Source organism: Streptomyces fradiae (assembly GCF_041270065.1).
Lineage (GTDB): Bacteria > Actinomycetota > Actinomycetes > Streptomycetales > Streptomycetaceae > Streptomyces.
On the sequence record NZ_CP065958.1, the window covers coordinates 6,130,400 to 6,150,352 of the forward strand.

17 protein-coding genes and 4 pseudogenes are annotated in these 19,953 nt (G+C 71.0%); 12 read left to right on the forward strand and 9 right to left on the reverse strand.

Translation table 11 applies throughout. The features are described from left to right. Nucleotides 1-86 precede the first annotated feature (86 nt). Nucleotides 87-767 carry a TetR/AcrR family transcriptional regulator gene (locus JAO84_RS27970; RefSeq protein ID WP_370415292.1) on the forward strand — a complete coding sequence of 227 codons (681 nt, stop codon included), beginning with the start codon at nucleotides 87-89 and terminating at the stop codon, nucleotides 765-767. A gap of 37 nt (nucleotides 768-804) precedes the next feature. Here the strand turns inward: JAO84_RS27970 and JAO84_RS27975 are convergent, their stop codons facing one another. Continuing rightward, nucleotides 805-1,194, reverse strand: a complete 390-nt coding sequence (locus JAO84_RS27975) for a cupin (protein WP_370415293.1) — start codon at nucleotides 1,192-1,194, stop codon at nucleotides 805-807. On the opposite strand from JAO84_RS27975, the gene JAO84_RS27980 reads away from it, so the two are divergent. Beyond that, on the forward strand, nucleotides 1,193-1,333 hold the full coding sequence (locus JAO84_RS27980) for a hypothetical protein (protein ID WP_370415294.1): 141 nt from the start codon (nucleotides 1,193-1,195) through the stop codon (nucleotides 1,331-1,333). The genes JAO84_RS27975 and JAO84_RS27980 overlap by 2 nt on opposite strands. A 157-nt stretch (nucleotides 1,334-1,490) precedes the next feature. On the opposite strand, the gene JAO84_RS27985 is transcribed toward JAO84_RS27980, so the two are convergent. Further along, the gene (locus JAO84_RS27985; protein WP_370415295.1) at nucleotides 1,491-2,609 is read right to left on the reverse strand and encodes a serine hydrolase domain-containing protein; all 1,119 of its coding nucleotides are present in this window, start codon (nucleotides 2,607-2,609) and stop codon (nucleotides 1,491-1,493) included. A 186-nt stretch (nucleotides 2,610-2,795) separates the two neighbouring features. Between JAO84_RS27985 and JAO84_RS27990 the strand changes: the two genes are divergently transcribed. The 8 genes and pseudogenes from JAO84_RS27990 to JAO84_RS28025 all read left to right on the forward strand — a co-directional run bounded on the left by JAO84_RS27990 (nucleotide 2,796) and on the right by JAO84_RS28025 (nucleotide 9,078). Then, entirely contained in the window at nucleotides 2,796-3,470 is a 675-nt protein-coding gene (locus tag JAO84_RS27990) for a TetR/AcrR family transcriptional regulator (protein WP_370415296.1), read from the forward strand. Nucleotides 3,471-3,491: 21 nt separating this feature from the next. After that, a pseudogene (locus JAO84_RS27995) lies at nucleotides 3,492-3,870 on the forward strand (transposase); the annotation flags it as partial. Between the two features lie 338 nt (nucleotides 3,871-4,208). Then, nucleotides 4,209-4,970: a beta-ketoacyl-[acyl-carrier-protein] synthase family protein gene (locus JAO84_RS28000; RefSeq protein WP_370415297.1), complete on the forward strand. Its 762-nt coding sequence runs from the start codon at nucleotides 4,209-4,211 to the stop codon at nucleotides 4,968-4,970. A gap of 139 nt (nucleotides 4,971-5,109) precedes the next feature. Then, a pseudogene (locus tag JAO84_RS28005) lies at nucleotides 5,110-5,340 on the forward strand (AarF/UbiB family protein); the annotation flags it as partial. A 17-nt stretch (nucleotides 5,341-5,357) separates the two neighbouring features. After that, nucleotides 5,358-6,293 (forward strand): annotated as a pseudogene (locus tag JAO84_RS28010) (aminotransferase class III-fold pyridoxal phosphate-dependent enzyme); the annotation flags it as partial. A 223-nt stretch (nucleotides 6,294-6,516) separates the two neighbouring features. Beyond that, nucleotides 6,517-6,624, forward strand: a pseudogene (locus tag JAO84_RS28015) (hypothetical protein); the annotation flags it as partial. A gap of 187 nt (nucleotides 6,625-6,811) precedes the next feature. Further along, nucleotides 6,812-7,108 (forward strand): hypothetical protein, encoded by a 297-nt coding sequence (locus JAO84_RS28020; RefSeq protein ID WP_370415298.1) that lies wholly within the window; start codon nucleotides 6,812-6,814, stop codon nucleotides 7,106-7,108. 182 nt (nucleotides 7,109-7,290) lie between these two features. Further along, the gene (locus JAO84_RS28025) at nucleotides 7,291-9,078 is read left to right on the forward strand and encodes an ABC transporter ATP-binding protein (RefSeq protein WP_370415299.1); all 1,788 of its coding nucleotides are present in this window, start codon (nucleotides 7,291-7,293) and stop codon (nucleotides 9,076-9,078) included. A 151-nt stretch (nucleotides 9,079-9,229) separates the two neighbouring features. On the opposite strand, the gene JAO84_RS28030 is transcribed toward JAO84_RS28025, so the two are convergent. Further along, nucleotides 9,230-10,381 (reverse strand): DUF418 domain-containing protein, encoded by a 1,152-nt coding sequence (locus tag JAO84_RS28030; protein WP_370415300.1) that lies wholly within the window; start codon nucleotides 10,379-10,381, stop codon nucleotides 9,230-9,232. Nucleotides 10,382-10,939: 558 nt separating this feature from the next. On the opposite strand from JAO84_RS28030, the gene JAO84_RS28035 reads away from it, so the two are divergent. Further along, a complete protein-coding gene (locus tag JAO84_RS28035) occupies nucleotides 10,940-11,620 on the forward strand; it encodes a response regulator transcription factor (RefSeq protein ID WP_265865018.1) in 681 nt (226 codons plus the stop codon). After that, nucleotides 11,617-12,741: a sensor histidine kinase gene (locus tag JAO84_RS28040; protein WP_370415301.1), complete on the forward strand. Its 1,125-nt coding sequence runs from the start codon at nucleotides 11,617-11,619 to the stop codon at nucleotides 12,739-12,741. The genes JAO84_RS28035 and JAO84_RS28040 overlap by 4 nt, the downstream gene beginning before the upstream one ends. Here JAO84_RS28040 and JAO84_RS28045 read toward each other — a convergent pair. From JAO84_RS28045 to JAO84_RS28070, 6 genes are all read right to left on the reverse strand, one after another. After that, on the reverse strand, nucleotides 12,702-14,996 hold the full coding sequence (locus JAO84_RS28045; RefSeq protein WP_370415302.1) for an FAD/NAD(P)-binding protein: 2,295 nt from the start codon (nucleotides 14,994-14,996) through the stop codon (nucleotides 12,702-12,704). The two genes, JAO84_RS28040 and JAO84_RS28045, sit on opposite strands and share 40 nt — an antisense overlap. Further along, nucleotides 14,993-16,150, reverse strand: coding sequence for a 2-aminoethylphosphonate aminotransferase (locus tag JAO84_RS28050; protein WP_370415303.1), 1,158 nt, complete (start codon nucleotides 16,148-16,150; stop codon nucleotides 14,993-14,995). Before JAO84_RS28050 ends, JAO84_RS28045 begins: the two co-directional genes overlap by 4 nt. Continuing rightward, a complete protein-coding gene (gene aepY, locus JAO84_RS28055; RefSeq protein ID WP_370415304.1) occupies nucleotides 16,147-17,289 on the reverse strand; it encodes a phosphonopyruvate decarboxylase in 1,143 nt (380 codons plus the stop codon). Before aepY ends, JAO84_RS28050 begins: the two co-directional genes overlap by 4 nt. Beyond that, a complete protein-coding gene (locus JAO84_RS28060; protein WP_370415305.1) occupies nucleotides 17,286-18,215 on the reverse strand; it encodes an isocitrate lyase/phosphoenolpyruvate mutase family protein in 930 nt (309 codons plus the stop codon). Before JAO84_RS28060 ends, aepY begins: the two co-directional genes overlap by 4 nt. An 88-nt stretch (nucleotides 18,216-18,303) precedes the next feature. After that, the gene (locus JAO84_RS28065) at nucleotides 18,304-19,203 is read right to left on the reverse strand and encodes a sterol desaturase family protein (RefSeq protein ID WP_370415306.1); all 900 of its coding nucleotides are present in this window, start codon (nucleotides 19,201-19,203) and stop codon (nucleotides 18,304-18,306) included. A 27-nt stretch (nucleotides 19,204-19,230) separates the two neighbouring features. Continuing rightward, a complete protein-coding gene (locus tag JAO84_RS28070; protein ID WP_370415307.1) occupies nucleotides 19,231-19,881 on the reverse strand; it encodes a lysophospholipid acyltransferase family protein in 651 nt (216 codons plus the stop codon). Between the last annotated feature and the right edge of the window lie 72 nt (nucleotides 19,882-19,953).

Consider the following 19,953-nt stretch of genomic DNA (forward strand, 5'->3'; position numbering starts at 1 on the left):
TCGAGACTGACAGGGAAAATGCGTGCACGCAAGTTTGCGTGTACGAAAGTTTGCGCCTACGCAGCCCCGTGTGGAACGCTGGCGTCGTGACGACACCACGACCAGGGCTCCGGGAGCGGAAGAAGCAGGCCACACGCGAGGCGCTTCGCGAGGCGGCCCTGCGCCTGGCTGTGGAGCACGGACCGGACCAGGTGCGGGTCGAGGACATCGCCGAAGCGGCTGGGGTCTCGCCTCGTACCTACAACAACTACTTCGCCAGCCGCGAGCAGGCGATCGTCTCTGCTGTCACCGCGGACCGGGAGGCGCGCATCGCGGCGGCGGTCGCGGCCCGGCCCACAGGAGTGCGCCTGGCTGACGCCGTCACCGAAGCAGTGGTCGAGCAGTACACGAACACCGGCGAGCACGAACACAAGGCGCTGCTGCTGATCACCACCCAGACCGCGCTGCGCGACGCGTTCCTCGATACCACCGCCGGTATCGAGCCCCCTCTCACGGCGGTGATCGCCGAACGCCTGGACGACGCCGAAGCGCACACAGCCCGCGTCCTCGCGGCAAGCGTGGCCGCGGCAGTTCGCATCGCGCTGGAGGGCTGGCTCCGGCCGGCCCAGAACGCAGAGGCCGCCGAGAGTCGCGCCGCCGGAGGACTGGTCGTGCCCTCCGGCTCACTGCCCGACCAGCTCCGCTCGGCGCTGGCCCCGCTCGCGCCCGCGTTCGACGCTGCCGAGCAACACGCCCAGCCATCATCCTCGGCAGCCGATTCAGCATAGATGACGCTATGTCAGGTCGTGATCTACGACTGGAGTACTAGGCTTCGGCCCGCCTCTGTAGGCGGCTGCCACGCGGCAGGGTGACGGACATGATGTCGCTGGGGCCGTCCAGTGCGATGCGGTGCCATCGCCCGCGCGGGACGATGGCCGCTGTTCCGGCCGCCAGCCTGATCTCCTCCTCCTTCCCTTCGGGCTGCTCCGGACGGAAGTAGAGACGTATCCCGCCGGTGAGGCAGGACACGAGTTCGTCCGCCTCGGTGTGGATTTCCCAGTGGTCGCCGTGGACGTCGGCGTCGGTCTCCACATGGAAGGTCATCAACTGCCAGCCGTCCCGCTCGGAGTCGAACACGGGTTGCGCGGCGCGCACCTGACCGCTGTGGTCCAGGTGAATGAAGGAGGAGAAGAGATCGATCGGTGCAGCGGTCATGCCGAGACTTCCATTCTGCGAGGTTCGTCTGGTGGGCGGTGGGCGGTGGGCGTGGAAAGCGGTCTGGTCGGCCGTGGCCGCCTCGCTCGGTCAGGGCGTGGCGCGGAACTGCGCCGATTTCGGCGAGCTGCCGCTGTGACACGTCGGCGGACATGACCGCCGGCGCGTCGTGGAAGGCCCGGCCACTGGTGCAGCTCGACCGAGACGCCTGCCTGCAGCAGGCGGGGCGCGTAGGTGATGCCCTCGTTGCGGTGCGGGTCGCATTCCGCGGTGGCGAAAGGCCGGTGGCAGGCCGGTCAGCCGTACATCGCCACGCGGTACAGAGCTGCGAGAGCGTCGTCGATGGGGTGGGGCTGCGGCGTGCCGGAGGAGTCGAGCCTGTTCCACCGCTGCATGTTCACCGCGACCGCCATCTGCCGCTCGCCGTCGGCACGGATCATGGCCAGCGCCCCACCACCCCAGACCGTGCCGCCGTTGCCCCAGAAGGTGCCCTGACCGGGATCCTTCATCGGGTACAGGCCGAGGCCGTAGTCGATCGTCGTTCCCGCGTGGGAGACGACCGGGCCGGTGCGCTGCATCTGCGCCAGCGACGACGGGCTGACGATCTCCCCGGCCAGCAGCAGGCGGTAGAAGCGGTTGAGGTCCGCGACGGTCGATATCAGCGAGCCCGCCAGCCCCGTCCATGACATGTTGTAGACGCTGTAGTCGCGCGGCGGGTCGATCATGCCGAACCACGCCTCGTAGAGCTGCGAGTGCGGCCCGTCGACGTACGGTCCGGTGGGGAGTTCGGTGTCCCGGAGCCCGGCGGGCTCGATGATGTTCCGGGTGATGTACTGCTCGGCCGTGGTGCCGGTCACCTGTTCCAGAAGCCGGCCGAGGAGCAGGTAGTTGGTGTTGGAGTACACACCCGGAGTGCCGCCCGGGACGCCGACGGCGGGTGCGGTGACCCCCATCTCGATCAGTTCGACGGGGTCGAACTGCGTGAAGCGGTGGTCGTCCAGGCTCTCGGGGCTGGTGTCGGCGACGACGGGGAGCGCCTTGAGGGAGGGGTAGGCGTACGGGAGGTACTCGGCGAGGCCGCTGGTGTGGTCGATCAGCATCCGGACCGTGATCGCGTCACCGCGTTCCCCGGGGACCAGCTTCGGAAGGTACCGGCCGATCGGTGTGTCGAGCCCGATCCGGCCGGCCTCGGCCAGCTGCAGCACCGCGGCGGCGGTGAAGGTCTTGTTGATGCTGCCGACGCGGTGCCGCATGCCGGCGGTGACGGGGCGGCCGGTGGCGACATCGGCGACCCCGGCGGCGCTCCGCCAGACCCGGTCGCCGTGCCGTACCTCGGCGAACAGACCCGGCATCCCGGCGCGGTGGACGTTCTTGATGGCGGCGTCCAGCGCCGCTAAATCCAGTGAGTTCCTCACGACATGCGTCCTTTCGTATTCCTCGGGGTGAGCTCCACATCGGTCGCCCGACCCGGCTGACAGGGCATGCGTGGCACGTCGGCCCGCCTGCTGCCGGGCCGCTCGACACACTCATGTCCCCATTATGCACGCGGTGCGTGCATCGCCGAGTGCATAGGTTAGACTGAGTCTGACGAGAGGGGCTAAATGGCAGGTCGAAGGCGTTGGACGACCGAGGAAATCCTGGATGCGGCAGCGGAGTTGCTGCGCACGAGCGACACAGAGTCGTTCAGCGTGCGCAAGCTCGCCGCGACCCTCGGGACTGATTCCTCCAGCCTCTACCGGCACTTCCGCAACAAGACGGAACTGCTGCGCGCGGTCGCCGACCGGATCCTCCTGGCCTCCATGGACGGCTACCGCGCCGAGGGCGACTGGAAGCAGCGCATCACCGCCCTGGCCCTGCGCGTGCGAGAAGCCTTCGGCGAGCAGCCCGAACTGGCGGCGGTCTGGGGACGGTACGCGTCAGGCGGCGCCGGTTCCCGGCTGGTCATGGAGGAGGCGCTGCAGGCCCTGCGTGCATCGGGCCTGCCCGACGAGGAGATCCCGGCGCGCTACCACCGGCTCGCGGTCCTCATCGCCGCGCTGATCGCCTCCGAGGCCGGGGTCAGCACCATCACCCTGGAGGAGTACGAGCAGGGCATGGAGCTGTTCCGCGTCGCGGTGCTCGGCGCCGACCCCGAACGCTTCCCGGCCCTGGCTCACTTCGCCCGCGACGTCCGCCCCCTCGGTGCGGACCGCCGCGCCGCGTTCGAAGAGATCCTCGCCGCCCAGCTCGTCCACATCGAGGCCGCAATCAGCCCGAGCAGGCCGACTGGCTCGTGAGTGTCGGCAAACGACCGTCTGCCGAATCCTGTGGACCGGGGCAAGTACGGCTCGAAGATTCACTTGATCACCGAGTGGACCGGTCTGCCCGTCTCTGTCGGGATCTCGGGCGCGAACCTGCGCGACAGCCAGGCCCTGATCCCGCTGGTGAAGGGCATACCGCCAATCCGCTCCCGCCGCGGGCCCCGGCGGCGCAAGCCGGGCAAGCTCCACGGCGACAACGGCTACGACTACTCCCACCTGCGGCAACGGGCTCGCCGGCTGCCGACGACTCCACCGACGCTACGAACGCAAAGCCGACCACTTTCTCGCCTTCACCAGCATCGCCTGCACCCTTATCTGCTACCGCAGGCTCACGCCCACCCGGGGCGACAAGGCTCAGGTGTTCGCGGCGCCATAGCGCAGGACGTCACCTTGTGGAAGCAGGTATCCGATGTCACGCGTCTGTGGCAGCTTCCCCGCCAGCGTCGCTGCTCCCATCGCCGCCCCGGATCGCCACACAGCCGCAGACGACCAGTTGGCCCGTCGGCAGGCGGACCTGACCATGCAACCCGTGAACGTCTGCGGCAGACCACAGAGCACTCAGGACGGCTTGAACCTGGAAAACATCACTCGACCCAACCTCTATGGCCAGCTCTTAGTAGCCGTCGGACCAGTTGCTCCGGTCCCGGAAGGCAGCAGGACTCGTCATGGCGTGATGCCGAGATCTGCATCGCGCTGGGGGCGCGGGGACCGAGCATGGCTGTCACCACGGCTTGTGCCTCCGGGGCCACAGCTCTGGGCACGGCCCGCGACCTGCTGCTGGCCGACCGGTGCGACATCGTCCTTGCAGGTGGCGCGGAGGCGCCCTGCCACCCGCTCACCTCGCTGTCCTTCTCCCAGATGGGCGCGTTGTCGACGCGTGTGCACGACCCGAAAGGTGCCAGCCGCCCCTTCGAACGCGACCGTGACGGATTCGTCCTCGCAGAGGGCGCGGGCGTACTCGTACTCGAGCGGGCGAGCGACGCGCGGGCCCGCCGCGCCCGGCCGCACGCCTACTTCTGCGGATACGGCTCCTCCACCGACGCCTATCACTACGCCGCCGCCCATCCCGCGGGCGCCGGCTTCGAGCGGGCCTTCGCCGCAGCGCTGGCCGACGCCGGTCTGCACGAGACCGACATCGGCCATGTCAACGCGCATGGCACGGCCACTCCCATGAACGACCAGATCGAAGCCGCCACGTTGCACCGCCTCTTCAACGGCCATCCGCCTCCTGTCACTTCCACCAAGGGCGTCACGGGCCACACCCTCGGCGCGGCAGGGGCCATCGAAGCGGTACTCGCCCCCCTGACACTGCGGCACCAGACGATTCCGCCCACGGCCAACCTCGACGTACTCGACCCGGCGATCGACCTCGACGTCGTGGCCAAGGAACCTCGTCCGCACCGTATGCAGGCAGTGATCAGCAACTCGTTCGGCTTCGGCGGGCACAACGCCGTACTCGTCCTTCGCCAGGCGTAGGCCGTCCCGAGACCACCTGCTCCCACACGGCAGTGCGCCGACCGCGGAGCCCGTACCGGAATAGGAACCGCCGTGGCCTACCGGACTTCCCCCGCACTGTCGCCCGCCGTAGAGACGCCCAGCGGCACGGCCGACACACCTGCCGGATGCGGCTCTGCGCAAGGCGATGGACCGCGGGCTTCCTGTTCCCGTCGCAGCGGCTTTCAGGTCCTTCGACTGGCAACCGGTCGCCGTCGGATGTGTCGCCCAGGTGCACCGCGCCGTACTCGACTGCGATACCGACGTCGCCGTGAAGGTCGTCAAGAGCGGCGTCAGGCAACAGCTGGAGGCCGGCACACGAGCCCTGAAAGTGCTTCTCGTCGTCGCGCACGCACTGTGCCCCCCCCGGTGCGTCGATACGACCTACCCGGTCACTTTGCCGAGTTGCGGCCCCTCCTGGCGGGCCAGTGCGACATGCGTCAGGAAGCCGCCCGGCAGAAGGAGGTGGCATGGAACTTCCGTGACCATCCGTTCCTGCATATTCCCGGCATTTTCGACGAGTTGTGCACGGGCGACGTCCTGGTCATGGAATACGTCGACGGCGTCCCCGGGATGAACCCGTCCCAGGCCGGCCACTCCCGGTCGTCCCTGGCACGCCGTCTCCAGGACGTCTTCTACAGCATGGTGTTCTTCCACGGACGGTTTCACGTCGACCCGCATCCCGGAAACATTCTGTTCCGCCCCGACGGCCGGATCGTCCCGCTCGACTTCGGTCTGGTGGGAACCCTGTCCGCAGACGACAAGTGGAGCCTGTCCGCCTTCTACTACGCGTGCATCCGCGGGCAGTGGGAGGCGGCCACGGAGCGCTTCGTCCGCACCTTAGTGGCCAACCCCGACGTGAGCGATGACGTGCGCGAAAGGTTCGAGCGCGAGATCGGCGGCCTGAGCCCCCGTTCCCTGGCGGCCCGGCACGACGCGGCCGGCCACCTGGTCGCCCCCACTCACCTGGATCGCTACGGCCTGCCCAGCGCCTTCCCTCTCGTCGTCGCGAAGGCGTCAGGCGCCCGCATTCACGACCTCGACGGAAACGAGCACATCGACCTCTCGTGCGGGTACGGGCCGCACATCCTCGGTTACGGCCATCACGGCACGGTCCAGGCCATCCAGGAAGCCGTCGCCCGGGGCGCAGTCAATGCTCTGGGGAACCCGGCGGAGTTGCGGCTGGCGGAGCTCATCGCCCAGGCGTTCGGCACAGGCACGAAAGTCATCCTGGGTCATTCGGGAACAGAGGCCGTCCAGATGGCTCTGCGCATGGCCCGCGCGTACACGGGCCGGCAACGCGTGGCCAAGTTTCGAAGGTCACTACCACGGATTCTCCGACCAGAGCCTGGTGAGTTCCCTGTTCCGCTACAGCGGCGACGCCCGGTGCCCGAACCCGGTCGCGAACTCGGCCGGCATGCAACGCACGCTGGTGGAGGACACGCTCGTCCTGCAATACGGCGACCCGGCCTCGCTCGACCGAATCGCCGCCCACGCGAAGACGCCGGCCTGCGTCATCCTCGAACCCATGCCCGTGACGACGGCAGCGTTCGACCGCTCCTTCCTGCGGCAACTCCAAGATGTCTGCGCGCGCGAAAACGTCCTGGTGATCTACGACGAGGTGATCACCGGCTTCCGCGTGCACTACGGAGGCGCCCAGCACCTCGCCGGCGTCAGTCCGGACCTGACCTGTTCTCGGCAAGATCATCGGCGGTGGCCTGCCGTGCGGAGCCGTCGCCGGACGACCCGACGTCATCGACATCGCGCGCACCACTGGCGACCCTTACGTCGACATCGAGCCCCGGGCCTTCGTCGGCGGAACGATGAGCGGAAACTCCATCACCGCCGCAGCGGGTGCCGCCGTACTCGCTCACCTGAGCACACACCCCGGTATCTACGGCGATCTCCAGCACAAGACGGAGTGGCCGGCACAGAACCTGACCGCACATGCAGCCGACATCGGAATCCCCTGCAAGGTCACAGCCGCACACTCGATCTTCTCCATCACCTTCGACCACGCCACCCCTCAACTCATCAGAGACCGGCTGACCGGGTCTAACTTCAAAGCGAATCTCGCGCTCTCCGTACGCGCTCGTCGAGCACGTTTCCTGGCTGCATAGGGGCGTCGGCGCCACCGGGCCGGCTTCTTCAGCCACTTGGCGGGGGTCCACCCGTCGATCGCCGGATGGCCGACGGAGCGTCCGAGGTTCCAGGCTGGCGGCATGACCCGCCGTACACGAGCGGGCCGACGCCGCCCCACCGCTGACCATGTGCGGGGCAGACCACACGGGAAAGGAATCTTGTGAACACCGCATCCGCCTCGGAGGCGACGGGTGCCGAGTCCCTGCGCGTCCGCGAGACGCTCCAGGCGCTGTACGGATATGTCCGCCCGCACCGCTGGACCGTCGTACTCGGTCTGCTGCTGGCGCTGGCGGGGGCCGCCGGCGGGCTGCTGCAGCCGCTGGCGACGAAGGCGCTGGTCGACCGGCTCTCGTCCGGTGGCACGATCGCCGCCGTTCTGCTGGCCCTGACCGTACTGGTGCTGCTGAGCACGGTGGCCGAGGCGTTCGGCGCCTACGTCCTGGAGCGGACGGCCGAGTCGGTGGTCCTGGCCGCCCGCCGCAGCCTCATCGGCCGGCTGCTGCGACTGCGGCTCTCGGCGGTGGACCGGACGCAGCCGGGCGATCTGATGTCACGGGTCACCTCCGACACCACGCTCCTGCGCGCCGTCAGCACCCAGGCGGTGGTCAACGCCGCGACCGGGGCGCTCACGCTGATCGCGGCAGTCGTGGTGATGGCCTTCCTGGACGCCGTACTGCTCGGCGTCACCCTCGTCGTGGTCCTGGTCGTCGGCGCGGGCGCCGCCCTGGTGATGCCGAAGATCGGGCAGGCCGCCGAGCGCTCCCAGGCCGCGGTCGGGGAGATGTCCACCGGCCTGGAGCGGGTCTTCGGCGCGTTCCGCACGGTGAAGGCGTCCGGTGCCGAGGAGCGGGAGACCGCCCGCGTCGAGGCGTCGGCCCGACGGGCGTGGCGCCACGGCGTGCGCGGCGCGAAATGGGAGGCCCTGCTGGGAACGGCGGACAACCTCGCTGTCGAGTCGGCGTTCCTCGCGGTGCTCGCCGTCGGCGGGGCGCGGGTGGCCGCCGGGGACATCCCCGTCTCCACGCTCATCGCCTTCCTGCTGTACCTGTTCTACCTGATGGAGCCGGTGTACAAGCTGGTCGAGGCCGCCTCCGCGTACCAGGAGGGCGCGGCCGCGATCTCCCGGATCAAGGAGGTGGACCGCCTGGCGGCGGAGCCGCCGGCCACGCACAAGCCGGTGCGGACCGAGGTGCGTCCGGCGTCGGTCCGCTTCGAGGACGTGTCCTTCCGCTACGGGCCCGGGCTGCCGTACATCCACCAGCGGGTGGACTTCGAGGTGCCGGGCGCCGGGATGACCGCCTTCGTCGGCCCCTCGGGTGCGGGCAAGTCGACGGTCTTCTCGCTCATCGAACGGTTCTACGAGACGACCGGCGGGCGCATCCTGGTCGACGGCACGGACATACGGCAGTGGCCGCTGTCCGAACTGCGGTCCGTCATCGGGTACGTGGAGCAGGATGCTCCGGTCCTGGCCGGCACGCTGCGGGAGAACCTGGTCCACAGCGCCCCCGGCGCGACGGACGAAGAGGTCCGCGACGTCCTCGCGCGGACCCGCCTCGACACCCTCGTCGACCGTCTCCCGCACGGCCTGGACACCCTGGTCGGGCACCGCGGCTCGACGCTGTCCGGCGGCGAACGCCAGCGCGTCGCGATTGCCCGCGCAGTGCTGCGCAGACCTCGGCTGCTGCTCCTGGACGAGGCGACCTCGCAACTCGACGCCGTCAACGAGCTGGCACTACGGGACGTCATCGCCGAGACGGCACGCGAGACCACCGTCCTGGTGGTGGCACACCGCCTGTCCACGGTGACGGACGCCGACCGCATCGTCGTCATGGACGCCGGCCGGGTCCGCGCGATCGGTACCCACGAGGAACTGGTGGACCGGGACGAGCTGTACGCACAGCTCGCCGCAACCCAGCTTCTGCTCCCGGCCGGGCCTTCCGGCAGGTGAGTCCCCCAGGGCTGCCCCCGCCGCATGGCGGGGGCAGCCCTGCCGGGTGGCGGAGTGGCGCCGGACAGCCGTCGGGGTGTCGATGCGAGCAGGCCGCGAGGGCCGTCGGCGCCGGGGCGGGCCGTGAAGGACCGCCCGCCCCGGTCCGGCGTCAACGGACGTACTTCGCCGGCTTGGTGGCGGCGTTGAGCAACGCCTCCAGTGGTCCGCGGCGGAAGAAGCGGGACCAGACCGCGGCGAACACGATCGCCCCGAAGATGAACGTGAGCACGGGGAGCCAGGACGTCTGGGTGCTCTCGCCGGCCGATACGCCGAGCATGGACTGGGCGAGGAAGTGGCCCACGTACGCCGTCAGGGACATGGTGCCCACGGCGATGACGGGTTTCGCCAGGCTGCGCAGGCGAGGCAGGCGGTCCATGAGCACCGTCGCACCGACGATCACGAGGATGGCGACGCCGACGCTGGCGATGATGTCGAAGGTGGTGCCGCTGTGCGGCCCGGCGGACAGCAGTTCCGAGGCCGCCCGCTGGGGGGCCTCGAAGGATCCGCTGCCGAACGACGACGCCTTCTCGAAGCCTGCGGACGACGACTTCCCGTCCTCCGCCATGCTGCGCAGCGCGTTCGGGCCCGCCAGCAGCAGGGACAGGCCGTACGCGCCGGCGGTCAGGGCGGCGCCGAGCGCGGCCAGGCGACGCTGGACGGAGGCGGCCGACAGGTCGAGGCGGGCCAGCGCCATGCCGGCGACGACGAACGACATCCAGGTGATCGTCGGGTAGAAGCCGGTGAGCAGCAGGTCGAGGACGCCGACCTCGCTGAGCTTCTTGAGCGGGTCGTAGGCGTTGATGGTCTGCTGGACGGACTCGCCGAGCTGCGAGCTCAGGACGAACGCCAGCTGCGGTGTGACGAGCGCGAGGCCGGCCGCGGTGATCGCCAGGGCTTTGGCCGACAGCCGCAGCAGGGGCAGCGCGAGGAGGAAGTAGACACCGTAGAAGCCGAGGATGATCACGCCCCCGTACTCCATCGCCAGCACCGTGCCCAGGGCCAGCAGGACCACGGCGCGGATCGCGATCCGGGCCTTCGCCTGGCGGCCGGCCAGGCCGGTCTTGGGCTCACGGCGGCCGGCGATCAGCATCAGTGAGAACCCGGCGAGGGTGGCGAACAGGACCGACGAATGCCCGTCGGCCAGATACCGGACCCAGGTGCCGACGCCGTGCGTGGACGAGAGCACCGGGCCGATGTGGACGATGTACATGCCGAACACCGCCAGCGCGCGGGCCAGGTCCACCCCGACCAGGCGTCCCATCGAAGGGCCGCCCGAGGGCCTCCCTGCGGCCTCGGACGAGGTACGGAGTCGTGGAGGCGAGTTCTCCTGCGGAGACGACGTCGCCTGCGGCGGCTGTATCTGTGTCATACGAGGAATCTCCCGGGGCGGTACGGACGCGGACCATCCGGCAGGCTTCGGTGGCACCCCCGCCGACCGGCCGGGACCACCCCGCCGACCGGCGGACAGGAGAGGTCCACCAGGCGGCAGTACGCGTACCTGGCAACGAGAGGTCGCACCCGCACTGGAGTGGATCAGCGGCCGGGTCGACGCAAGGTGAGACCGCGGGGGACCGAACGCGGCGGGCGCCATCCGCCGGGTCTCGCCCGCCGGGCTGCCGACCGGCCGGAGCGCACCCCCCGAACGGCTGGAGCCGACCCGCCGGGTGTCCACAGTCCGTGGGTGGTCACGTCACCACGTACCCTGCCCGGCGTACGGTCGACGCCAGGCGAACCCGTACGAGTGCGCGGGACCCCCGAATGCACGGGTCGGGCGCCGAGCAGCGGGACAGCGCGGACGAGAGTGTGAGGCGGGACGCCGGTGATCCGGGTAGTGGTGGTGGACGACGAGGCCCTGGTGCGGTCCGGTTTCCGGATGATCCTGAACGCCTCCGACGGCATCGAGGTCGTGGCGACCGCGGAAGGGGCGCAGGCCGCCGACGTGGTCCGGCGCGAGTCGCCGGACGTCGTGCTCCTCGACATCCGCATGCCGGACGTGGACGGCCTGACCGTGCTGCGGCAGATCCAGGAACTGCCGGCACCACCGCACGTGGCCATGCTGACCACCTTCGACACCGACGAGTACATCCTGACCGCGCTGCGCTCGGGAGCCTCCGGCTTCCTCCTCAAGGACACCGAGCCCGAACAGCTCGCCCAGCTGGTCCGCACCCTGGCCGCGGGCGGCGTCGTGATGTCCCCGAAGGCATCACGCGCGCTGCTTCGCGGCCACCCGGGGGCCGGCGCACCCCAGGACGCGGACGTGGCACGCGTCGGCCTGCTCAGCGACCGGGAACGCGATGTCCTCGTCCTGGTCGCCGAAGGACTCTCCAACGCCGACATCGGCACCCGCATCCATCTGAGCGCGGGCACCGTCAAGGACCACGTCAGCTCGATCCTGACCAAACTGCGCGTCACCAGCCGCGTCCAGGCGGCACTGCTCGCCGAGCGGGCCGGACTGCTCGCTCACGACGACGGCAACACGGCACGGGACAACGGACGATGAGCACGGGCCGGGCACTGTGGCGGCGCCTTCCGCCCTGGGCGGTCGACACGGGCCTCGTCGCGCTCGCCCTGCTCGACGCATGGATCAACCTCCTGGGCGAGGGCACCCCCGTGATGTGGGCCTGCGCCGCCGCGGGCTCCGCCGGCCTGTTCCTGCGCAGGCGTTTCCCGCTGGCCGTCTTCCTGCTGACGCTGCCCATGACCCTGTTCATGGACGTCGCGGTCGCGCCGATCGCCGCCCTGTACACACTCGCCGCGTCCACCCGCAACCGCCCGCTGCTGGCCGGCTGCGCCCTGCTGAACGCGGCGGCGGGCACGCTCGCCTGGCCGCTGTCCGACGGGTTCACCGGCGACGACCGGACCTGGACGCTCGTCCAGTTCGTCTACACGCTCGCCACGGCCTTCGCCCCCGTCCTGTTCGGCCAACTCGTGCAGGCCAGGCACGACGTGGCCCGCCGGCTCGTCGAGGTCAAGGAGGCACGGGAACACGAACGTGCCCTCTACGCCCAGACCGTCCTCGCCCGCGAACGCGCCCAGCTCGCCCGCGAGATGCACGACGTCGTCTCCCACCAGGTCAGCCTCATCGCCGTCCAGGCCGGAGCCCTGCAGGTCGCCGCGAAGGACCCCGACGCCCGCGAGGCCGCCCGCACCATCCGCACCCTGAGCGCCGGCACCCTCGACGAACTCCGCCACATGGTCACGCTGCTCCGCGCCTCCGGCGGCAGGGCAACCGAACTCACCCCCCAGCCCACCCTCGCCGACCTCCGGCAGCTCATCGCCAACAGCGGCATCGAGACCACCCTGACCGGACAGCTTCCGGCCGACATCAGCACCACCGCCCAGCGCACCGTCTACCGCACGGTCCAGGAAGCCCTCACCAACGTGCGCAAACACGCCCCCGGGGCCCGTGCCGAGGTGCGCCTGTGGCACAACCCGCACCACTTCGTCGTCACCGTCACCAACACCGCCCCCACCCGCCCGACCGTCGCCCTCCCCAGCGCCCGCCACGGCCTCATCGGCCTGAAGGAACGCGCCGAACTCCTCGACGGCACCCTCACCGCCGAACCCACCCCAGAAGGCGGCTACAAGATCGAACTACGAGCCCCCGCCCGGTCCGACTGAAGGCAATGCGTACGAGTGGCTTCAGGGCGGGGGGTTTCCAGGAGGTGCCAGAAGTCGGTCAGCCAGGTGACGGTGTCGCGCATCACGTAGTGGTCGGCGGTGGGGCGGAGGGCGGAGAGGAGGAAGGACTTCTGGCCCTCGGCCGGGGGGCCCAGGATGGTGAGGCGGGGGTCGGGGGTGCCGTCGGGGCGGAGGGGGTGGAAGCGGGGGGTGAGGTCGAGGCCGCCCGGTTCGAAGACGTCGCCGGTCGCGGAGACGTTGCGCCAGAGGCGGGCCAGGCCGTGGTCGAGCAGGTTGCGGAAGAGGGGCGAGGCGTCCCGGTGCGGGGCGAAGGGGTGGACCCGGGCGTCGGCCAGGGTGTCCACCTGGCAGGACGCGGCCGTGGCCGGGCCGTCCACGCGGAACCGTGACGTCGCCTCGTCGGGGTGCAGTTGGGCGCCGGGGCCGGTGCCGATGTCGAGCAGGCCGTGCCGGACGAGGGCGCGGATCCGCTCCATCACCTCGGGGGCGGCCCCGTTGGCGAGGCGGTTGTGCAGCCGGACGTAGCGGGCGAGGAAGACGCGGTGGGAGGCCGGGGTCAGGCCGCCGTCGTCCACCGCACGGGAGATCACCGAGCGCAGGTCGCGCCATACGCCGTCGGCCGCGGCCTTGTGGGGGTTGTCCAGGTTTCCCTGCTCGGCCCACCGCAGGTCGCGGTCCATGAAGGCGAGCACCGCCTCCCGGTAGCGCTCGGGAGTGTCGAGGCCGGTGGCGTCCAGGGGCCTGGTGGTGCGCTGCCAGTCGAAGCGGTTTCCGGCCGGCCGTTCGTCGAGACACCACGGCGAGGTCCACGAGGACACGGCACGGCGCAGGGCGTCCGGGCCCTGCCGCCACGCCTTGCGTGCCAGGGCGCACGGTTCGGTGCCGAAGACGACCTCGATCCAGCGGAGCATCGCCTCCTCGGCCGACCAGCCGGATGTGCGCGCCTCCGTCCCCGTCCCCGTCCCCGTCGGCGGCCGGTCATGGCCGTCCAGGAGCGCTTCGAGCGCGTCGGTGATCTCGTCCACCGCCGCTTCGAGCGGGCCGAGGAGCCGAGTGGGATCGCCGGGCCGGTCGCCGTACGGCGCTCCGCCGACGAGGAAGGCCTGGTACGTCGCGCCCGCCCGGTCGCGCAGGAAGGCGGCGGCCTGCGGGCCGAACAGCGTGGCGTAATGGAGCCAGGCCATCTCCAGGACGACGAGGGGCAGTACGTCCCGTTCGAAGTCGAGCTGACCGGGCCCGCCGTCGCCGCGCGGGGTGCCGACGCTCGCCCGCAGCCGGTCGACCGCCTCGCCGGTGAGGAACACCCCGCGGTGCTCCAGGCGTTCGGGATCGGCGTCCTTGTGGTTGTCGGGGCGGGCGAAGGTGAACACGCCCGTCTCGCTGAAGGCCAGGAGCTTCGCCGGTTCGGCGCCGCTGGGCTCGTAGCGCAGCCCGCCGTCCGGTCCGGGTACGAAGGTCCCGCCCCGTCCCTCGGTCAGGTGGAGGATCTCGTCGATCGCCGTCAGCCCCATGCCGGCGATGCCGACGACCCGGCCGGGCCCGGTGATCCGCGGCGGCAGCGCCCGGTCCAGCGGGTAGGCGTACGGGACGTAGGCGCACCCGGCGCGGTCGGCGAAGTCCGCCAGGCCCCGCGTGCCCGCCGCGCGCCACGGGTCGTGGTGGGTGTGCCCCGTCACCAGAAGGACCTGGTCGGCGGGGAAGGCGCCGCCGTCGGCGGTGCGCACCGTGAGCCCGTCGGCGTGCGGCGCGATGTCGACGACCTCGGTGTGGTGCAGGTGTACGGAGACGCCGGGGTGGGCGCGCAGCTCGCGCACGAAGGTGCCGAACATGTCCTGCAACGCCAGCCCGTGGACGTAACGCTTCGGCCAGTCCCCGGGGGCGAGGTCGAGGTCGGCGTCGCCGGTCTCGGCGAAGCGCCGCCGGCACCACGCGTGGAGGGTGGGCCGTTGCGGGGCGGGCCGCAGCGGCCCGGCGTCCCGCACGGACTCGTCCGCGGCGAAGGAGACCTGGCTGCTGATGCGGTTCAGATAACTGGTCCTGGGCTGCGTCGGGCTGTGGGCCTCGCCGGAGCCGAACTCCCCGGAGCGTTCGTAGATCCGTACCTCCAGACGCCGGTCGCGGCCCAGCCGGGCGATCTCCGCCGACAGGCGTTCCACCGCGTACGTGGCCCGGGGGCCGCCGCCCACGATCGCGAGCCGGTGGACGGCCGGCGCCATGCCGTTTGCCGGATTCACGCGGCCTCCCCGCCGGCCGTGCGTTCCCGGAGCCCGGGCAGGATCCGGCCGAGGACGGAGAGGAACCGGTCGATGTCCCGCTCGTCCATGGTGCCCATGGTGGAGAGCCGGAAGAAGCTGGCCGACAGCTCCTCCTGGGCCGCGTAGACCACGAACCCCTCGTCCTTCAGGGCCCGGTGCAGCTCCGCGTAACGGACGCCCTCCGGGAGGCGGACCACCGTGAGGCTCACGGCCCGGTGCCGCGGGTCGAGCGGGATGTCCAGCCCGAGCTCGGCGAGACCGGCCCGCAGTCGGCCGGCGAGTGCGCCGTAGCGGCGGCCGCGCGCCGCCACGCCCTCGGCGAGGGCCAGGTCAAGCGCCGTCTCGAAGGCGTAGAAGAGGGGGACCGCCGGGGTGAAGGCGGGCGCCTGGGCCTTCTCCTGCGCGGCGTAGTGCCGGTGCAGATCGAGGTAGTAGCTCCGCCGGGGGTGAGCCGCCAGGTCCTCGAAGGCCTGCCGGGAGGCGCAGACGAACGCCAGGCCCGGCATGCCCTCCAGACACTTGTTGGCGGTGCCGACGAGCCAGTCGATGCCGTCGCGCGCGAGGTCGAGGGACTCCGCGCCCACGCTGCTGACGGCGTCGACGATGATCCGGCGCCCGTGGGCGCGGGCCACCGAGGCGAGGGCCGCCACGTCGTTGAGCATGCCGGTGCTCGTCTCGTGGTGCACCACCGCGAGGTGGGTGAGGCCCGGATCAGCGGCGAGCTCCCGGCCGACGCGGACCGCGTCGACCGGGGTGCCCCAGCCGAGTTCGAGGCGTACGCAGCGGATGCCGTGGGCCCGGGCGATGTCGTGGAGCCGCTGCCCGTAGTGGCCGTTGTCCACGACGAGCAGCGCGCCGCCGGCGGGCACGGCGGAGACGACGGCGGCTTCGAGCGCCGAGGTGCCCGAGCCGGTCAGGACGACCGAGGTGTGGTCGTCGCCGCCCCCGCACACGGCGGTGATCTTCCGGCGCACCCGGGTCATCAGCGCGCCGAACTCCGGCTCGCGATGGCACAGGTCGGGCCCGCCGAGCGCGGACCGGACGGTCTCGTCGGTGTTCACCGGTCCCGGGTTCATCAGGACGGTCCGGGCGGCGGCGGAGCCGCCCGGGCGGGTGGTGCTGCGGGCCGTCATGCGGTGACCTCCGCGGAGAAGCGCGCGGCCGAGGCCGGCGGGGGCAGGGCGGGCCGGCCGAGGCCCGGGTCGGAGTAGGCCGCGACGCGCACCCGCAGCAGCGACGGTCCGCCGCCGGCGGGCAGCCGCGACAGGGCCTCGCCAAGGCCCTCGGCGGTCGTCACGTCGGCGGTGTGGCGGTAGCCGCAGGCCGTGGCAACGCCGGCGAAGTCCACATGGGCCGAACCCGTCGGCTGGCCGCCCGTCGACTCGTAGGCGCCGTTGTCGAAGACGATGTGCAGCAGGTTCGGCGGGGCCGTCCGGCCGATCGTCGCCATCGCCTCCAGGCGCATCAGCGCCGCGCCGTCGCCGTCCAGGACCACGACGCGCTTCGACGGCGCGTGCAGCGCGACGCCGAGGGCCACGCTCGACGCGCAGCCCATCGAGCCGACGACGTACAGATTCCCGGCCCGGTCCCGGTCCCGCTCCAGCTCGCGGGCGGTCTTGCCGGTCGTGGCGACGACCAGCGCCCGGTCGCCGACGAGCCGCATGACGTGGCCGATCGCCTCGCTGCGCAGCAGCGGACCGCCGGCGCCGGACGGCTGCCGGGGCGTACGCGGGACGGGGGCGACGGCGCCCTTGGGGACGACGAAGGCGAAGGGCAGACCGGTGGCGTCCATGTGGGCGGCGGCGGCGCGCAGCCGCTCCGTCAGCAACTCACTGGTATTCGGAAGGAGTTCGTGCCGGATGCCCATGGCGGTGAGGATGCCGGGGGTGATCTGCCCCATGAGCTCGTGCTGGGGCTCGTCCGGACTGCCGGGTTCGCCCCGCCAGGTGACGAGGAGCAGGACGGGCAGCCGCAGCGTGTGACAGAGCGAGGTCAGCGGGTTGACGGCGTTGCCGAGGCCCGAGTTCTGCAGGATGACGACGGGGCGCCGTCCGGCCAGCCGGGCGCCGGCGGAGATGGCCACGGCCTCGCCCTCGTTGGCCGCGATGACGTAGTCGTCCGGGTGCCGGCGCTCCAGGCAGCTGATCACCGGGCCGAGGAAGGAGCAGGGGACGCCGGTGAACGGCCCGAACCCCGCCGTACGGAAGGCCGCGACGACCTCCTCGGCGTCGAGCGCCGTCGTGGAGGCGATCGTAGGGGCGGCGCTCGTCATGACGCCACCTGCCCCGCGACGGGCACACCGCCGCGGACGAAGCGCTCCTCGTCCTGCTTCAGTTCGGCGAGACCCTGCAGGGAGAAGACCGTGGAGAGCGGGGCGATCCGCTCCTCGATCGCCGTGCTGCGGCCGTCGCGGAGGATCGCGTCGAAGGCCTGGGTGACCGCGCTGATCGCCGCCCGCAGGCCGTGGTTGGCGTAGATGACCATCTTCGCGCCGGCCGCGCCCAGTTCGGCGGCGGTGATCGTGTGGTACGTGGTGGGCACCACGACCACCGGGACGTCCGGGCGCCAGTGGCGCAGGAATTCGAGGACGGGCCTGGGGGCGTCGCCCTTGGCGTGGATGAGGACGGCGTCCGCCCCGGCCTCCGCGTACGCCTCGCCCCGCGCCAGTGCCTCGTCCATGCCGCGGCCGGCGATGAGGGCCTCGATGCGGGCGATGACCATGAGGTCGCCGCTGTGCCGGGCGCTCCGCGCCGCTTCGATCTTCCCGCAGAACTCGTCCACCGGGGTGAGGTCCTGGCGTCCCGGGACGAAGCTGTTCACCTTGGGGAACACCTTGTCCTCGATGCTGACGGCGGCGATGCCCGCCCGCTCGTACCGCCGGACCATGTGCATGACGTTGAGTGCGTTGCCGTATCCCGTGTCGCAGTCCGCGACCAGGGGGACGTCCACGGCGGCGGCCATCGCGCCGGCCACCGCGAGCAGTTCCGACATGGTGAGCAGATCGCAGTCGGGAAGCCCCTGCGAGGCCGAGATCTCCAGTCCGCTCGACCACACGCCGTCGAACCCCGCCCGCTCCGCCAGGCGCGCTCCGAGCGGATTGTGGGCGCCGGCCAGGCGGACGACCCCGGGGCGTGCGAAGAGCTCCCGCAGCCGGGCGGCCCCGGTGTGCGTGCGGCTGGTGGTGGTGTCGGGCGTCATGAAGTTCCCCCTGTCGTCGGAATTCTCGAAGTGCCGGATCCGGTCACGGCCGGAGCCCCGGGTGTCCTACGCCGGAGCCCCGGGTCTGTCACGCCGGGATGTGGTCCGTCGCCGGTGCCGGACCGGCGTTCCCGAGGTCCCGGGCGGGCCGCCAGCCGGGCGGACCGAAGACGTAGCCGGCCCGGTCGCGCCAGCTGCGTGCCCGGCGGATGTCCTGGATCATCCGGGCGAACTCGTGCCACTGGATGCGCCAGACGCTGTGGGTCTCCAGCTGCTTCGTCAGGCCGTAGGTGGGACGGTGGAGTTCGGGCTGGAAGGTGCCGAACATGCGGTCCCAGATGATGAGGATGCTGCCGTAGTTCTTGTCGAGGTACTCCGGGTCGCTGCCGTGGTGCACCCGGTGGTGGGAGGGCGTGACGAAGACGGCCTCGACGACCCGGGGCAGCTTGCCGATCTTCTCGGTGTGGGCGAAGAGCCCGTAGATGAGGTGGACCGAGTGCATCGTGAAGACGAGCACGGGCGGCACGCCCATCAGGGGGAGGGGCAGCCACATCAGCTTCTCGAACCACTGGGCCCATTTGCGGCGCAGGGCGACCGACACATTGAGGTACTGGCTGGAGTGATGGACCTGGTGGCCGGCCCAGAGGAGCCGGATCCGGTGCGTCATCCGGTGGTAGACGTAGATCGTGAGGTCGACCGCGAAGAACAGGACGACCCACGTGTACCAGGCGTCCGCGGGCAGTTGGAACGGGGCCACGGAGGTGTAGAGCCAGGCGTAGAACACCAGGGCCGCGGTGCGCAGCACGCTGGAGACGACCAGGGCGCCGAGTCCGGTGACGATGTTCGCCCGGGTGTCCCGATGGTCGAAGCGTTTCGTCTCGTCGCGGTCGAGGCGGATGGCCACGAACTCGACGAGGATGATCAGGGCGACCACGGGCAGCGCGTAGACCACCGGGTCGTGCAGTCGTTCCGAGAGCTGAGAGAACAAGGGATTCCCCGTGGAGCGTCGGGCCGCTCAGCGGCTGGTGTTCCCGGCCGGCGCCTTGTCCTTCGAGGCGAACCGGCCGACGTATTCGAGTCCCGACAGTTCCTGGATCTGCCGCATGATCTCGTCGGTGACAGAGCGGCGCAGCTTCGGGTCGCGCTCGGATCCGACGTGCTCGGGGAAGAGCATGGGCTTCCCGAAGTGCATGTCGAACCGGACCGGCCGGGGTACGAGGCTGCCGAGCGGCTGTACGTCCGCGGTGCCGGCCAGACCGCACGGCACCACCGGCGCGCCGGTCGCCATGGCCAGCCAGCCCACCCCCGTCTTGCCCCGGTAGACGCGCCCGTCCGGGGAGCGGGTGCCTTCGGGGTGAATGCCGAAGACGCGTCCCTCCTCGATGACTTCGCGCGCCTGCTCCAGCGCGGCGACGCCGCCCGGGCCGCCGTCCCGGTCCACCGGGACGATGCCCACGGCGCTGAAGAAGACCTTGCTGACGAGCCCCTTCGGACCGGTGCCGGTGAGCCGCTCGGCCTTTCCGATGAAGCAGACCGGCCGCTTGGTGGCCAGCGAGATGAAGACGTGGTCCGAGAACGACAGATGATTCGCCGCGATGATGCACGGCCCGGATTCCGGAATGTTCTCGATTCCGGTGATGCGGGGCCGGAAGAATATGCGCATCATAACGGCCAGAATTGCCCTGAGTGATGACCGGAGCATGGTCCGCCTAGGTGTGTTGGCAGGTACGTGGGAATG

Coding starts and splice junctions, on each gene's coding strand:
- JAO84_RS27980 (WP_370415294.1), top strand. CDS start 1,193: ATGCCGAGACTTCCATTCTGCGAGGTTCGTCTGGTGGGCGGTGGGCGG.
- JAO84_RS27975 (WP_370415293.1), bottom strand. CDS start 1,194: ATGACCGCTGCACCGATCGATCTCTTCTCCTCCTTCATTCACCTGGAC.
- JAO84_RS27990 (WP_370415296.1), top strand. CDS start 2,796: ATGGCAGGTCGAAGGCGTTGGACGACCGAGGAAATCCTGGATGCGGCA.
- JAO84_RS28000 (WP_370415297.1), top strand. CDS start 4,209: ATGGCTGTCACCACGGCTTGTGCCTCCGGGGCCACAGCTCTGGGCACG.
- JAO84_RS28020 (WP_370415298.1), top strand. CDS start 6,812: ATGAGCGGAAACTCCATCACCGCCGCAGCGGGTGCCGCCGTACTCGCT.
- JAO84_RS28030 (WP_370415300.1), bottom strand. CDS start 10,381: ATGGGACGCCTGGTCGGGGTGGACCTGGCCCGCGCGCTGGCGGTGTTC.
- JAO84_RS28040 (WP_370415301.1), top strand. CDS start 11,617: ATGAGCACGGGCCGGGCACTGTGGCGGCGCCTTCCGCCCTGGGCGGTC.
- JAO84_RS28050 (WP_370415303.1), bottom strand. CDS start 16,150: ATGACGGCCCGCAGCACCACCCGCCCGGGCGGCTCCGCCGCCGCCCGG.
- aepY (WP_370415304.1), bottom strand. CDS start 17,289: ATGACGAGCGCCGCCCCTACGATCGCCTCCACGACGGCGCTCGACGCC.
- JAO84_RS28060 (WP_370415305.1), bottom strand. CDS start 18,215: ATGACGCCCGACACCACCACCAGCCGCACGCACACCGGGGCCGCCCGG.
- JAO84_RS28070 (WP_370415307.1), bottom strand. CDS start 19,881: ATGATGCGCATATTCTTCCGGCCCCGCATCACCGGAATCGAGAACATT.